We start from the raw sequence: 14,151 nt of genomic DNA, 5'->3' as shown, positions 1-14,151 counted from the left end.
CTCGCTGCCCATGCCGGCGCAGACGGTGACGGCCCTGATCGGTCCCTCCGGCTGCGGCAAGTCCACCTTCCTGCGCATCCTCAACCGGATGCACGAGCTCGTGCCCTCCGCGCAGATGTCCGGTCAGGTGCTCCTCGACGGTGTCGACATCTACGACGCCGGCAACCGGATCACCGACACCCGCAAGCGGATCGGGATGGTGTTCCAGAAGCCCAACCCGTTCCCTGCGATGTCGATCGCGGACAACGTGACCGCGGGTCTCAAGCTCACCGGCACCAAGGTGGGGCGCGCCGACCGCGACGACCTCATCGAGCGGTGCCTGGTGCGCGCCGGGCTCTGGGCCGAGGTCAAGGACCGGCTGAAGCAGCCGGGCAGCGCGCTCTCCGGCGGGCAGCAGCAGCGGCTGTGCATCGCCCGCTCGCTGGCCGTGGACTCCGAGGTGCTGCTGATGGACGAGCCGTGCAGCGCGCTGGACCCCACGTCCACCCGGCGCATCGAGGAGACCATCCTCGAGCTCAAGGACGAGGTCACCATCGTCATCGTCACGCACAACATGCAGCAGGCCGCGCGGGTGTCGCAGCAGTGCGCGTTCTTCCTGGCGGAGCAGGGGACCCCGGGCGTCATCGTCGAGGCGGGGCGGACGGACGACATCTTCGGGAACCCGCAGGACCCGCGGACCAGCGACTACGTCCACGGACGGTTCGGATGAGCCACCAGGCCGTCCTCGAGCCCGTCGAGCCGGCCGCGGACCCGTCGGGCGACGCCCCTCGCCCGATCGACCGCAGGCCGTCCGGCCCGGACCGCGCCTTCCACTGGACGGCGCGCAGCATCGGCATCACCGTCCTGGTGATCTTCGGCGCCATCGGCGTCTTCCTCGGCTACCAGTCGATCCCCACCTTCCAGCGCTACGGCCTGTCGTTCCTCACCGAGAACGAGTGGCAGCCGCGGATCGACCAGATCGGCATCTCCGCGGTGATCCTCGGCACCATCGAGGTCGCCCTCGTCGCGATCGTGGTGTCGTTTCCCCTCGCGCTGCTCACCGCGCTCTACATCAGCGAGTACGCACCGCTGCGGATCAGGTCGTTCCTGGTCTCGGCCATCGACCTGATGGCCGCTGTGCCGAGCATCATCTACGGGCTCTGGGGCTTCTTCCTGCTGCAGCCGTATGCCATCTACGTCGCCCGGTGGATCAACCAGTACCTCGGGTGGATCCCCATCTTCCGAGTCGACGTCGACCCGGACCTCGCGGCGAACTGGCAGTCGAGCTTCACCTCCTCCGCCTTCATCGCCGGCCTGTGCGTCTCGATGATGGTGATCCCGCTGGCGACGGCGGTGATGCGCGGCGTGTTCGTGCAGGCCCCGCCGGGGGAGCGCGAGGCGGTCCTGGCGCTCGGGGGGACCCGCTGGGGCGTTGTGCGCTCCGTGGTGCTGCCCTTCGGGCGCGGAGGCATCATCGGCGGCACGATGCTCGCGCTGGGCCGTGCGCTGGGCGAGACCATCGCGGTGCTGCTGATCATCTCCCCGGCCTTCGACCTGAAGTTCCGCCCTCTCGAGGTCGGCACGATCACCACCTCGTCGCTCATCGCGGGACTGTTCGGCGAGGCGACCTCGAACCAGCTCTCGGCCCTGCTCACCGCCGGCTTCGTGCTGTTCCTCATCACCCTGGTCGTCAACACGATCGCCGCCGTCTTCGTCAACCGGAGCCGCAGCGGCGCCGGCACGGACATCTAGGGGCCCACGATGACCGCAGTGCGACCCGAGGCCGAGGTGCAGGTGCCGCCGGCGATCGGTGACACGGCCGAGGTCCCCGTCGTCGTCGGCCCGACCGGGCCGCCGGCGCCGCCGTCGGACCCCCCGCGCCCCGGGCGGCGGGCGGCCGACGTGCCGCGCATCATCGGCAAGCGCACCTCGGACGAGATCCTCAGCTTCCTCGGGTCCGGCGTCGCCTCCCTCTGCCTCACCTGGGTGCTCTACTCGCTCGTGCTCGGGCTGCAGGGAGTGCTCGGCTTCTGCATCGTCTGGTACGTCGCGTTCCTGGCGATGTACGCCGGGGTGACGGCGCTGTCGCAGCCGAGGACCCTCGTCGTGGACCGGCTGATGGAGGCGGTGGTGTCGGCCGGGGCGCTCGTGGTGTTCGGCGCGCTCGTCACCACGCTCGTCTACACGGTGATCAAGGGGATCCCGGCCCTGCTGAACGCCAACTTCTACACCGAGGACATGGCAGGCGTGCGGCCGACCGACCCGCTGTCCGCCGGCGGGATCCTCCACGCGGTCGTCGGCACGCTGATCCAGGTAGGGATCGCGGTGGTGATCGCGCTGCCGCTGGGCATCGGCACCGCCGTCTACATGACCGAGGTCGGCAGCACCGGCGCGCGGATCGTCCGCACGGTGGTGGAGGCGATGACGGCGCTGCCGGACATCCTCGCCGGCCTGTTCATCTACGTCACGCTCATCCTGGCGCTGGGCGTCCCCAGGTCGGGGTTCGCCGCGGCCATGGCCCTCACCGTGATGATGACCCCGATCATCGCCCGATCCGCCGAGGTGCAGCTGCGCGTGGTTCCCGGCGGCCTGCGGGAGGCAAGCCTGGCGCTCGGCGCGAGCCAGTGGCGCACCGTGCGCGGCGTGGTGCTGCCGACGGCGAAGGCCGGACTGGCGACGGCCGTGATCCTGGGCATCGCCCGGGCGATCGGCGAGACCGCGCCGGTGCTCATCACCTCCGGCGCCTCGACATTCCTCAACGTGAACCCGTTCCAGGACCCGATGAACTCGTTGCCGTTGTTCAGCCTCTTCGCGGTGCGCAGCGGCCAGGACCTCTACATCCAGCGCGGCTTCGGCGCCGCCACGGTGCTCCTGATCCTCGTGACGTTCCTGTTCGTCCTCACCCGCTGGCTCGCCCGCGACAAGCAGGGCCGCTAGCCGGGCGACGGCCCGGCCCGACGCACCCGCCCACCCCCGCGCGACACGAAGGACCCCACGACCATGCGCAGCACTCGAGCCCAGGCACTGGCCCTGGTGGCGGCGGCTCTCGTCGTCACGGCCATCGGAACCCAGCCGGCAGTGGCGGCCAGCCACGCCCTCATCCAGGGCTCCGGCTCCAGCTGGTCGGCCAACGCGGTCAACCAGTGGGTCGCGGACGTCCAGCCCAACGGCCTGCAGGTGGTCTTCACCGCGAGCGGGTCGGCGCAGGGCCGCAAGGACTTCGGGTACAAGCAGAACGACTTCGCGGTGAGCGACATCGGATTCCAGGGGGTCGACCCGGTCACCGGCGACACGGACACCTCGCAGGGACGCGACTTCGTCTACCTCCCGATCGTGGCGGGCGGCACGTCGTTCCCTTACCAGGTCCGGGTGGCCGGCAAGCTCGTCCGCAACCTGCGGCTCTCCGGCCAGACCCTCGCAAAGATCTTCACCAACCAGATCACGAACTGGAACGACCCGGCCATCACCGCGGACAACAACGGAAAGGCGCTCCCGTCGCTGCCGATCATCCCGGTGGTGCACTCCGAGGGCTCGGGCTCCTCGGCGCAGTTCACCGCCTATCTCGACTCGCAGTTCCCGAGCATCTGGCGACCGTTCCTCGGCACCAGCGGGCTCACCGAATACTTCCCGCGCAAGGGGAAGGCCATCGCGCAGAACGGCTCCGACGGCGTCATCAACTACATCGCCTCGGCCGCCGGCAACGGCGCGATCGGCTACGACGAGTACTCCTACGCGCTCGCGCAGGACTACCCCGTGGCCAAGGTGCTCAACAAGGCCGGCTACTTCACCCTGCCCGACCAGTACAACGTCGCGGTCGCGCTCACCAAGGCCGTCATCAACCAGGACAAGACCTCGCCCAACTACCTGCTCCAGAACCTCCAGCAGGTCTACACGTTCACCGACAAGCGGACCTACCCCCTCTCGTCCTACTCCTACGGCATCATCCCGACGGCGTCGAACGACCAGACCATGACGACGGCGAAGCGGCAGACCCTTGCCGACTACCTGTACTACTCGCTGTGCCAGGGGCAGCGCGAGATCGGCCCGCTCGGCTACTCGCCGCTGCCGATCAACCTCGTGCAGGCCTCGTTCGACCAGGTGGCCAAGCTGAAGGCAGCCGACCCCGGGGTCGACCTGACCAAGCGCAACGTGAGCTCGTGCAACAACCCGACATTCATCGCCGGCCAGCCCAACCGCAACTACCTCGCCGAGATCGCGCCGATGCCGCAGGCCTGCGACAAGGTCGGGGCCGGTCCCTGCACGGACTCGATCCCCAACACCGCGAACCCGGGCAGCAACGGCAAGCCGGGCGGGTCCACCGGCGGCAGCGGCTCGGGGAGCGGCTCGTCGTCCGGGGGCTCGAGCTCGGGCGGCTCGTCCGGCGGGAGCGGCGGCACGGGGGCCACGGCCGGCGGCGGTGGCGGTGGGGGCGGTGGTGGCGCCACCACCCCGGCGTCGGGCGGCACGGACCCGGGTGCGGCCCCCAGCATCGACCCGGCCACCGGGCAGGTCGTCGACCCGGCGACGGGCGGTAGCGGGAGCGGCGGTGGCGCGGGCGCGGCCGAGCCGGTCGCGGTCACCTTGAGCTCCTCCACCCAGACCGCCTCCGCGGTGCCCGTGTTCGCGCTGCTCACGGCGCTGGGCCTGATCGCGGTGATCGTGCTGCCACCGGTGATCCACCGCCGGCTCACCGCCCGACGGGGTGCGCCGTGAGGACCCCCGCCCGGCTCCTCGCGCTCGCCGCGGCCCTCGCCCTCGTCGCCTCGGGCGCGGCCGCCGGCATCCCCGGGGAGCAGACGGCACCGGCCGAGGCCGCGACGTCGGGCGGCCAGTCGACGACGAAGACCGTCACGGCCACCCGCACGCACCTCGACGCCGCCGGAAACGACGTGGCCACGACGGCGTACAGCATCTCGGTCACCGTCGGCGACACCCACGGCCTGCGCGACCGGCAGGCGGTCCCGGTCTCGTGGACCGGAGCGCCGCAGAGCGGGGGCATCGTCGCGGACCAGAACTCCGCGGCCGCGGTGGTGATCGAGCACCCCGTGGTGGTCCTCGAGTGCCGCGGCGTCGACTCCAGCACCGTGCCCGCCGCCCAGCAGCTGAGCCCGGAGACCTGCTGGACGCAGTCGTGGGCCGAGCGCTTCAAGGCCGACTACTCCACCGCCTACCCGGAGTGGCGGATGGACCGCTATGCCACGGCCGAGGAGCGGACGCAGTTCGCCGGCGCGCCGTCGCCGCGGCCGGCGGCCTGCACGGACATCGGGATCTCCGAGCGCTGGGTGCCGTTCGTGTCCGAGAGCGGCACTCGCTACTACGGCGGGTCCTCGGCCTGCGCCGGCATGCCCCCGGAGGCCACGTCGAACCTGACCGCCACCAACCTGCCGAGCAACGAGACCTTCGCGGTCACCGGGGCCGACGGCACGGGCTCGATCCTGTTCAACGTCCGCAGTGCCGACAGCAACGCCTCGCTCGGCTGCTCGGACACGGTGGCCTGCAGCGTCGTGATCGTGCCGGTGGTGGGCATCTCCTGCGACGAGGCCGGCGCGGGCCTGCCCGTGGCCGACCGTCCCCTCGCCCTCGACCTGCCCGACATCGACGCAGCCTGCACCAGCAACGGCAACTTCGCTCCCGGGTCGCAGTTCGTCCAGGGCGACCTCTCGTCGTCCGCGGTCAACGGCTCGCTGTGGTGGTCGGCGTCGAACTGGCGCAACCGGGTGAGCGTGCCGCTGCACTTCGCGCCGTCGGCGAGCGTGTGCTCGGTGGTGGGCGGGAAGGCGCCCATCGCCATCTACGGCTCGGAGCTCATGACGCAGGCGACCCTGCAGTGGGCCCCTCCGTTCTGCCTCGACTCGAAGAAGACGCCGTTCCAGCACGTGCAGACCGGTGAGCCCCAGGCCGCGAACCTGCTGAAGGTGGGCAACATCGAGGCGGCGTTCGCCAGCAACCTTCCCTCCGGGGGATACAGCAGGCCGGTGGTGAACGCCCCCGTGGCGCTCACCGGCTATGCCGTCACCTTCTCGATCGACGACGCGCAGGGACGCCTGCTGACGTCCCTGCGCCTCAACGCTCGGCTGCTCGCGAAGCTGCTCACCGAGTCCTACCCGTCCTACCTGGGGGTCAAGAACGGCAACCCGGCGGCCGGGATCCCGCCGGACGAGGGCTTGAAGAACAACCCGCTCAACCTCACCTTCGACCCGGAGTTCCAGGCGCTCAACCCCGACGTGCCCACCGACCTCAACATCGCCGCGGCCTCGACGATCCTCACCGTGAGCAGCTCGACGGACGTCATGACGGCGGTGACGAGCTACATCGACGCCGACCCGGAGGCGCACGCGTTCATGGCCGGAGAGCCCGACCCGTGGGGGATGACGGTGAACCCGGCGTACAAGGGGATGGCGCTGCCGGTGAGCACCTGGCCGCTGCTCGACGACTACGTCTACCCGTTCACCCGGGGCCAGAACGCCTGCTTCTACTACGCACCGGTGCCGTACCTGCCGCAGGTGGCCGCCCCGATGCTGCGCTTCGCCTACGTGACCCTCAACATGCAGTTCTCCATCGCGAACTCGCAGCTCAAGTGCACCAACCCTAACGCCAACGACTCGACCAACCTCTCGGCCGTGAAGCTGGTGGCACAGGGGCGCCAGACACCCGGACTGAGGTTCGTGCTCGGGATCACGAGCCTCGCCGACGCCGAGCGCTACCGCCTCGCCACGGCATCGCTGCAGACCTCCGGGGTGACGCCCTCCTCGACGAGGTTCACCGACGCGACCGGACGCAGCTTCGCGGCTCCCACGGACGCCGCGCTGAAGGCGGCTGCCGGGTTCCTCGCCCCGGACGACACCACGCACACCTGGGTCCTCCAGCGCACGAGGATGTCGTCGGACCCCGCCGGTGCCGGCGCCTACCCGGGCGCCATGCTCGTGTCGATGTCGGTGCCCACCACGGGTCTGCCCGCCACGGACGCCGCCGCCTACGCGGCCTTCATGACCTTCGCCGCCACCACCGGCCAGACCCCGGGGACCGACCCCGGACAGCTGCCGGCCGGCTACCTCCCGCTGAGCCCGGCCAACGGGTTGAGCGCGCTGTCGGCCTACACCGCGCGGGCAGCCGTCGCGGTCGCCGCGCAGAACGGCACCGTCCCCAGCGTCACCGGCCACGACCCGACCCCGACCCCGACCCCCACACCCCGGCCGACCCCCACGCGGACCACGGCGAGCTCAGGACAGAGCGGCGGCACCGGGTCAGGAGTCACCTACCCGACCACCACCCCGGACACCGGGTCGAGCGCGTCCGCGAGCGCGGCTCCGAGCCCGACGCCCACCCCGTCGCCGAGCACGTCGAGCCCGAGCGTGACCCCGGTGTCGCTCGGCACCACGCCCGAGTCGCCGATCGGGCCGGTGGGGGTGCTGCTGCCGGTGCTGCTGGGTCTCGGGCTCGCCTGCGTGCTCCTGGGCCCCGCACTCGCCTGGCGCCCGCGCGGGAGGCTGTGATGACACTCGTCGACGTGCGGCCGGACGACCCGGCGCTGCCGGTCCCGCAGCCGGCGCCTCCTGCGGGCCGGGCCGCGCGCCGTCGGGCGGCCCCTCCGCGCGAGCGCGGCCCACGCCGGCCTCTGGGACCCGGGCGCGCCCTGCTGGCGTGGGTGCTCACCGCCGTCGGGCTGCTGTGCCTGTGGCTCGTGCTGTTCGCGACGGTGCTCTCCGGGCTGCAGGCAGCCGGCGCGCAGCGCGGCCTCTACGACACCATGCGCGAGGAGCTGTCCCTGGCCACGGTCCCCGTGGGCGCGCCGATCGACCCCGGCGCGCCGGTTGCCCTGCTCACCGCCCCGGCGGCGGGCTGGCAGAACCTCGTGGTGGTCGAGGGCACGTCGTCCGGGATCCTTCGCGACGGGCCCGGGCACCGCGCCGACACCGTGCTGCCCGGACAGGCCGGGGTGGCCGTTCTCTACGGCAAGGGCGTCACCTACGGCGCCCCCTTCGGCCGGATCTCGGGGTTCCGCCCCGGCGACGACATCGACGTGGTCACCGGGTTCGGCGAGTTCCACTTCACCGTGAGCGACGTGCGCCGGGCGAACGACCCGCTGCCGCCGCCGCTGGAGCCCGGCACGGGACGACTCACGCTGGTGTCCGTGGAGAGCGGGCCGGGCCTGCAGTCGCTGCTGCCCGACCAGCTCGTCTACGTCGACGCCGCGCTCAAGGGCGACCCCGCCGCCGGCGGGGGCGGGCGTCCGGCGCAGGTGTCCGCCGCGGACCAGGCGATGGGCACCGACCCCGCCGCGCTCGTGCCGCTGCTGCTGTGGGTGCAGGCGCTCGCGCTCGTCGTCGTGGCGACCACGTGGGCCGCCGTGCGCTGGGGCGGCCGGCAGACCTGGCTGGTCGCCACGCCCATCCTGGTCGCCGTGCTGTGGGGCACCACCAACACGGCCATGGTGCTGGTGCCGAACCTGGCCTGACTCTCCCGAGGAACCTGCCCGTCGTCGTCATGTGAACCTGTCGTTCACCCGTCGTACGCCTGCCCTGCACCGCCGCGGCGAGGTCGTCAGCGCGGTGTCCGCGGCCGCTCACGCAGTGTCGACGTCCGGCGCGAACCGGCCACTGACCTCGGCCGAAACCCGTTGACGCACAGGGATTCCCAGCGGGGCGGTCGCGCCACCGATTAGGCCGGATGGGTTCATGAACAGTTCACCCGCGCCGCCCTGGCCGTACCCCTGACGCCGATTGACTCGCGCCGTTCGTCCACCCCACCTGTCCGGAAGGGGACAGCACATGCGCAAGGTCAGCAAGGTCAGCCTGGGTCTCGCGACGCTCGCCGCGACGGCCCTCTCCCTCGGCCTGGTCGGGCCGGCCACGGCCGATCCGTACCCGACCTCCGGTGACGCCGTGCTCGGCGGCTCCGACACGATCCAGTACACGCTGGACTTCGTGGCCGACGGCACGCCGTCCGGCGGAGCGGGGTTCAACGTCAGCAAGTCGAACCGCATGATGTCGTTCGACGCGACCGGCGACGCCAACGGCCGCGCGACGTACAACGCGGACGGCACGCCGCTCGCGACCACCATCGTGATGCGCGCCGGCAACGGTCCGGTGCCCCGGCCCAACGGCTCGCACGGTGGCGCCGGCGCTCTGTTCAACGCCCAGTACTTCTCCGGCGGCACGACCGCCGGCGTGCCGATGGAGAACATCGCGCGCATGTCGGGCCTGCCCTACTGCACGCTCGAGGACGGCGGGGCCGCGGCGGCCGGCTTCGGTGGTCTGCACACCTACAAGTTCGCGACCGAGAACCTCACGGCCGCGACCGCGACCGTCACCAACGCCCCGTCGACGATCTCGATCGCCGACCTGGTGAAGATCTACGACGGCACGTACACCACGTGGAACCAGATCCCGGGCAACTCCGGCGGCTCCACCGCCACGATCGACCCGCTCATCCCGCAGCCCGGCTCGGGAACGCGCAGCACCTTCGAGGCCGACCTCACGGCGGCCGGCTGGGGCGGCACCTATGGGCCGGCCGTGCGCCAGGTGCAGGAGAACGACTACGCCGCCCTCGACGGCCTCCCCAACGCGATCGCGCCGTTCTCCAACGGCCGCATCGGGCTGAACAACAGCGGCTTCTTCGGCGCTGCGGCGAAGAACAAGGTCGTCGCGGTCACCGGCACGGGCAGCTACGTGCACGTGCGCAACCTGTACCTCGTGGTGCGCCAGAACGACATCACCAGCACCACCCCGTACCTGCCCGGGTCGCCCTCCAACTTCGTCCAGGCCATCATCACCAACCCGAACTCGGCGGTGCGCAGCCCCGCCTACGCCGCGAACATCGCGGCCGCCGGGCAGACGCCGGCCTTCCAGGACCTCGGCCGGGCCAACGTGGCCGGCACGTCCTGCGACGGCTCCAAGTAGCACGCAGCCACACCGCACGGCACAGCTCGACCCACGCAACGCTTCCACGTTCGTTCGTCTGACGGGACAAGGACTGATCACATGAAGATCCGCAGCAAGGCCGTCGCCGGGGCGCTCGCCCTGGCGACGGCCGGGGCGCTCGCCCTCGTCGGGGCCTCCCCGGCGAGCGCGGCGGCGACGTCGCCGTTCGACCCCTCGGGCAACGGTGCCACCCAGGGCACCATCACGTTCTACGACTCCACGGGCGCGCCGATCACCCACGGCCCGCTCGCCACGCCGCCGGCCTACGCGGTCGCCGACACCTACTCCGGCCGCCCCGGCGACACGTTGGCGTCGCTCTTCGCCGTGACGCCGCAGAGCACGGCCCCGCCGTCCTCGTGGCCCAGCGAGCAGATCTCGGCCTCGGACGCCTACCCGGCGACGCTGCCGGGCGCGCTGGCCGGCAACACCCACGCCGCGGTGTCGAGCACGTTCCTCTGGTTCGACCCCGCCACCGGCCACCCGTTCTACTACCCGAACAACGACGCCAACACGGCGTGGCAGGGCCTCTACCAGCTGCGCATGTTCACCTCGGGCCCGGGCCAGTCGATCGACGTCACGCAGTACGCCTCGGCGACGATCGCGGTCGACCAGGTCGCGGGCGAGTGGACCCAGGTGTACCCCGCACCCGTCTACGGCACCTCGGTGACCACGCCGGTCGCGTCGGTGGCCAGCCCCGCGGCCCACGGCACCTCGATCACGCTGTCGGCCACGGCGACGGCCGCTGATTCGACCCACCCCGCGGGCACGATCCAGTTCAAGGACAACGGCGCCGCCCTCGGCGCGCCGGTGGCCGTGGACTCCTCCGGCGCGGCCACGAGCGCCAGCTTCGTGCCCACCGACGGCAACCACCTCTACACCGCGGTGTTCACGCCGACCAGCACCTCCTACACGGCCTCGGCCGAGTCGGCGGCGCTGTCCTTCGACGTGACCCCCGCGGCCACCGTCAGCGGTGTCGACCTCGGCGTCGACGTCGTGAGCGGCCCGGCCTACCAGCCGGTGACCCTCACCGCCACCCTCACCACCACCCCGCCCGGGTCCGTGGTCTCCGGCACGGTGACGTTCAAGGACAACGGCGTGACCATCGGCTCGAAGAGCGCGGCGCCGTACAGCATCACGCTGTCGACCTTCGCCGCCGGTGCGCACTCCTTCACGGCCGTCTTCGGCTCCGGCACCTCCGCGGTGACCAGCGCCGCGGTGTCCGCGACCTACGACGCGCCGTCCTGCACCACCTGCACCGACCCGCAGACGATCCAGGTGACGGTGGCTGCCGGAACGCTCACGATCAGCACGCCGTGGGGCCCGAGCAACCCGTTCGACCTGGGCACCATGCAGCTCTCGGCGGACGGCAAGCGCCTCACCGCCTCGGGCGACTTCGGCCGCGTCGCGAGCGCCGCCGACGGCGTCACCATCACCGACACCCGCGCCGGTGACCAGCCGTGGACGGCGTCGGTGACGGCGAACGACTTCAGCGACGGCACGAACGCCATTAACTCGGCGAACCTGTCGTTCGACGCCGTGGTCGCGAACTACTACAGCGGCAACGCGCTCAACGCCGCCACCAAGCCGATCGTCGTCAACGACGTGCCGACCCACACCGTGGACGGCTACGCGGTGGGCGACACGGCGTCGCTCGGTGACGGCCTCAACGGCGGCCCGCACCAGTTCGCCAGCGCCGTGCACGGCACTGGCACCGTCGGGGTCGGGGGCACGATGAACCTCGTCGCGCCCACGTCGACCGTCGCCGGCACGTACCAGGCCACGGTCACCTTCACCATCGCCTGACCGCACGTAGTGCACCTCGGGTCGTCCTCGCCGGCGACCCGGCGGAGGGGCGGGACGCGCGACGTCCCGCCCCTCCGCGCGTCCGGGGAATGTCCGCACCGCGTCGCCCGGCGTTCACCCGTCAGGAACCTGTCCGTCGTCTTCACTCGGTGGTGTGCTCCCATGTCCCGCACCGACGCCCGCCCCCCGTTCCGCGCCCTCGCCGCGGCCGTGCTGGGCGGCCTGGCCCTCGCCCTGCTCGCCCCGGGCACCGCGGCACGGGCCGACACCTCCACCCCCTCGCCGGCGCCGAGCACGTCGGGCGGAACGTCCGCGTCCTCGGCCGCGCCGAACCCCGACGTTGCGACCTTCGGAGTCGCTCCCGCCAGCGCGAAGGGCGCCGATGGCAAGCCGTCGTTCGCCTACGGCGCCACCGCCGGCGCGCGCCTCAGCGACCACGCCGCCGTGCTCAACTACGGCGCCAAGCCCATCACCGTGCGGCTCATCGCCGTCGACGCGGTCAACACCGACGCGGGCGGCCTGTCCGGCCTCGACCTGACCAAGCAGAACACCGACCTCGGCAAGTGGGTGGCGCTGCCCCGCTCGGCGGCGAAGGTGACCGTGCCGCCCCGCACCGCGAAGGGCCCCGGCCAGACGATCGTGCCGTTCACCGTGTCGGTCCCCGCGGACGCCTCGCCGGGCGACCACACGGCGCTCCTGCTCGCCGTGCTCTCGGCCAACGGGAAGGACGCGAGCGGAGCCAACATCCAGCTCGACCAGAGGGTCGGCACGCGGATGTTCCTGCGGGTGAGCGGGGTGATCACACCGCAGCTGACCGTCAGTGACGTCATCGCGGAGTACCACGGCGGCCTCAACCCGCTGGCCGCCGGGACGATGTCGGTGACCTACACCGTGCGCAACACCGGCAACGTCAAGCTCGGCGCGGTCGTCGACACCACCGTGGCCGGCCTGCTCGGCGCGACGGCGAAGGGCCCGGAGGGCTCCGTCGGGATCCTCCTGCCGGGCAACGAGGTGCGTCAGACCGTGGTGGTGCCCGGCGTGTGGCCGCAGTTCCGCGAGAGCGTCAAGGTTGTCGCCCACCCGAGGCTCACCTCCACCGACTCGGCCCCGGGCCTGTCCGACGCGTCGGGAGAGACGAGCGTGCTCGCCGTGCCCTGGAGCCTGCTGCTGCTCCTGCTGCTCGTGCTGGCCGGGATCGTCGGACTGGCCGTGTGGCTGGTGCGCCGCCGCGGCGGCGGGGGCCCGCCCACCGGCCGCCGGGCCCGCACCGAGGCCCCCCGCGGCCGCCGCGAGGCCGCTGCTCCCCGGGGCCGGCGCGAGGCGCCCGCCAACCTCCGTACCCGCACCCGCACCAGCTGAGGAGCTCCCGTGCCCTCCCTGACGAGCGTCCGCTCCCGCCTCGCCCTCCTCGCCTCCGCCGTCCTCGCCGGCCTGCTGGTCACCGGGCCCGCGGCGGGGGCCGCCGGCGCCTCCGGTGCGGTGCCCTACACCGATCCCGGCGCGGCCGGCCTCGTGACCCTGTGCAACGACAAGCTGCAGCCGATCACCAGCGGGTCGGTCACCGCGCAGCCGTTCGTGTGGCGGGCGGTCAGCTCCAACCCGCCGCCGGCGCCCTGGAACGGCAGCGACCGGCTCGCCTTCCTGCTGTACGCCCAGCCGCGCAAGGGTGTCGCCCCGGAGTCCTGGAACGGCGACGCGCTCACCGCCACGTCGTCGTACGAGTCCCCGGACCACGCGGTGGCGCAGGCCACCCCCATCGACCTGCCGCTGAGCGTGTACCTCAAGGAGTTCCCGGCCTCGTGGGACGGCTACGTGCAGATCCGTCTCTACTACTCCGCGCCCGGCATCGGCCCCTCACAGGTGTACGCCGCGGTCAACCTGCACGTGGACGGCAACCGCTGGACGGTGGCCGGCCCGCAGGGGACGGCACCGTGCGCTGTCGGCAAGGCGACCTCGCCCGAGACGCTGCTGCCGAGCTACTCGGCGTCGGTCGCTGCGGTGAAGAGCCAGCAGGCGGCCGCGCGCAACGGGTCCGCAGGTTCGGCCGGAGGCGCCGACGCGTCCTCGGCCGCCGATTCGTCCGACTCGCCCGCGCCGGGGAGCGGGACCGACCCGGCCGCCGCGGCCGGCGACCCCGCCTCGCCGGTGGCCGCCGTCTCCGGCACGGGAGGCTCGGGGTCCGCCGGATCGAGCACGCCCCTGGTGGTCGGCATCGCCCTCGCGGCTCTCGGCGCCCTGGCCGCGCTCGCTCTCGTCGGCTACCAGCGCGTCGCGGCGGGCCGCGTCGCTGCCGCGCCGCGTCACTCGGCGCCTCGGGGCTGACTCGGGCAGGGGTCGTTCAGCCGACGTTCACGCACTGTGCGCGACAGCGTCGCCCAGCACTCCGGCGACAGATGACTCGGGTCGGCAGGGTGCGCGCTGGTGCCGAGCCGTCGGCGCCGCTCGGTCC

Annotated in this window: 10 protein-coding genes; all 10 read left to right on the top strand. The window is 72.3% G+C overall.

The features are described from left to right. Positions 1-10 precede the first annotated feature (10 nt). Positions 11-709 (top strand): ATP-binding cassette domain-containing protein, encoded by a 699-nt coding sequence (locus GC157_14605; GenBank protein MBI1378691.1) that lies wholly within the window; start codon positions 11-13, stop codon positions 707-709. Beyond that, on the top strand, positions 706-1,731 hold the full coding sequence (pstC, locus tag GC157_14600) for a phosphate ABC transporter permease subunit PstC (protein MBI1378690.1): 1,026 nt from the start codon (positions 706-708) through the stop codon (positions 1,729-1,731). Before GC157_14605 ends, pstC begins: the two co-directional genes overlap by 4 nt. Before the next feature lie 9 nt (positions 1,732-1,740). Then, positions 1,741-2,916: a phosphate ABC transporter permease PstA gene (pstA, locus tag GC157_14595; GenBank protein ID MBI1378689.1), complete on the top strand. Its 1,176-nt coding sequence runs from the start codon at positions 1,741-1,743 to the stop codon at positions 2,914-2,916. 63 nt (positions 2,917-2,979) lie between these two features. Further along, positions 2,980-4,692, top strand: a complete 1,713-nt coding sequence (locus GC157_14590) for a phosphate ABC transporter substrate-binding protein (protein ID MBI1378688.1) — start codon at positions 2,980-2,982, stop codon at positions 4,690-4,692. Continuing rightward, on the top strand, positions 4,689-7,472 hold the full coding sequence (locus GC157_14585; protein ID MBI1378687.1) for a hypothetical protein: 2,784 nt from the start codon (positions 4,689-4,691) through the stop codon (positions 7,470-7,472). Before GC157_14590 ends, GC157_14585 begins: the two co-directional genes overlap by 4 nt. Then, entirely contained in the window at positions 7,472-8,434 is a 963-nt protein-coding gene (locus GC157_14580; protein MBI1378686.1) for a sortase, read from the top strand. Before GC157_14585 ends, GC157_14580 begins: the two co-directional genes overlap by 1 nt. A gap of 313 nt (positions 8,435-8,747) precedes the next feature. Continuing rightward, positions 8,748-9,878: a hypothetical protein gene (locus tag GC157_14575; GenBank protein MBI1378685.1), complete on the top strand. Its 1,131-nt coding sequence runs from the start codon at positions 8,748-8,750 to the stop codon at positions 9,876-9,878. Between the two features lie 81 nt (positions 9,879-9,959). Further along, positions 9,960-11,702, top strand: a complete 1,743-nt coding sequence (locus GC157_14570) for a hypothetical protein (GenBank protein ID MBI1378684.1) — start codon at positions 9,960-9,962, stop codon at positions 11,700-11,702. Between the two features lie 162 nt (positions 11,703-11,864). Further along, positions 11,865-13,061 (top strand): DUF916 domain-containing protein, encoded by a 1,197-nt coding sequence (locus GC157_14565; protein MBI1378683.1) that lies wholly within the window; start codon positions 11,865-11,867, stop codon positions 13,059-13,061. 9 nt (positions 13,062-13,070) lie between these two features. Further along, positions 13,071-14,024: a hypothetical protein gene (locus GC157_14560; GenBank protein ID MBI1378682.1), complete on the top strand. Its 954-nt coding sequence runs from the start codon at positions 13,071-13,073 to the stop codon at positions 14,022-14,024. Positions 14,025-14,151: the final 127 nt, after the last annotated feature.

The sequence above is a fragment of the Frankiales bacterium genome, assembly GCA_016125335.1.
Taxonomy (GTDB): domain Bacteria; phylum Actinomycetota; class Actinomycetes; order S36-B12; family CAIYMF01; genus Longivirga.
This window is presented reverse-complemented; position numbering and strand designations above follow the sequence as displayed.

Excerpts from the sequence above, each read along its gene's own strand:
- GC157_14565 (MBI1378683.1), top strand. The coding sequence starts at position 11,865 with ATGTCCCGCACCGACGCCCGCCCCCCGTTCCGCGCCCTCGCCGCGGCC.
- pstC (MBI1378690.1), top strand. The coding sequence starts at position 706 with ATGAGCCACCAGGCCGTCCTCGAGCCCGTCGAGCCGGCCGCGGACCCG.
- GC157_14570 (MBI1378684.1), top strand. The coding sequence starts at position 9,960 with ATGAAGATCCGCAGCAAGGCCGTCGCCGGGGCGCTCGCCCTGGCGACG.
- GC157_14605 (MBI1378691.1), top strand. The coding sequence starts at position 11 with ATGCCGGCGCAGACGGTGACGGCCCTGATCGGTCCCTCCGGCTGCGGC.
- GC157_14590 (MBI1378688.1), top strand. The coding sequence starts at position 2,980 with ATGCGCAGCACTCGAGCCCAGGCACTGGCCCTGGTGGCGGCGGCTCTC.
- pstA (MBI1378689.1), top strand. The coding sequence starts at position 1,741 with ATGACCGCAGTGCGACCCGAGGCCGAGGTGCAGGTGCCGCCGGCGATC.
- GC157_14575 (MBI1378685.1), top strand. The coding sequence starts at position 8,748 with ATGCGCAAGGTCAGCAAGGTCAGCCTGGGTCTCGCGACGCTCGCCGCG.
- GC157_14580 (MBI1378686.1), top strand. The coding sequence starts at position 7,472 with ATGACACTCGTCGACGTGCGGCCGGACGACCCGGCGCTGCCGGTCCCG.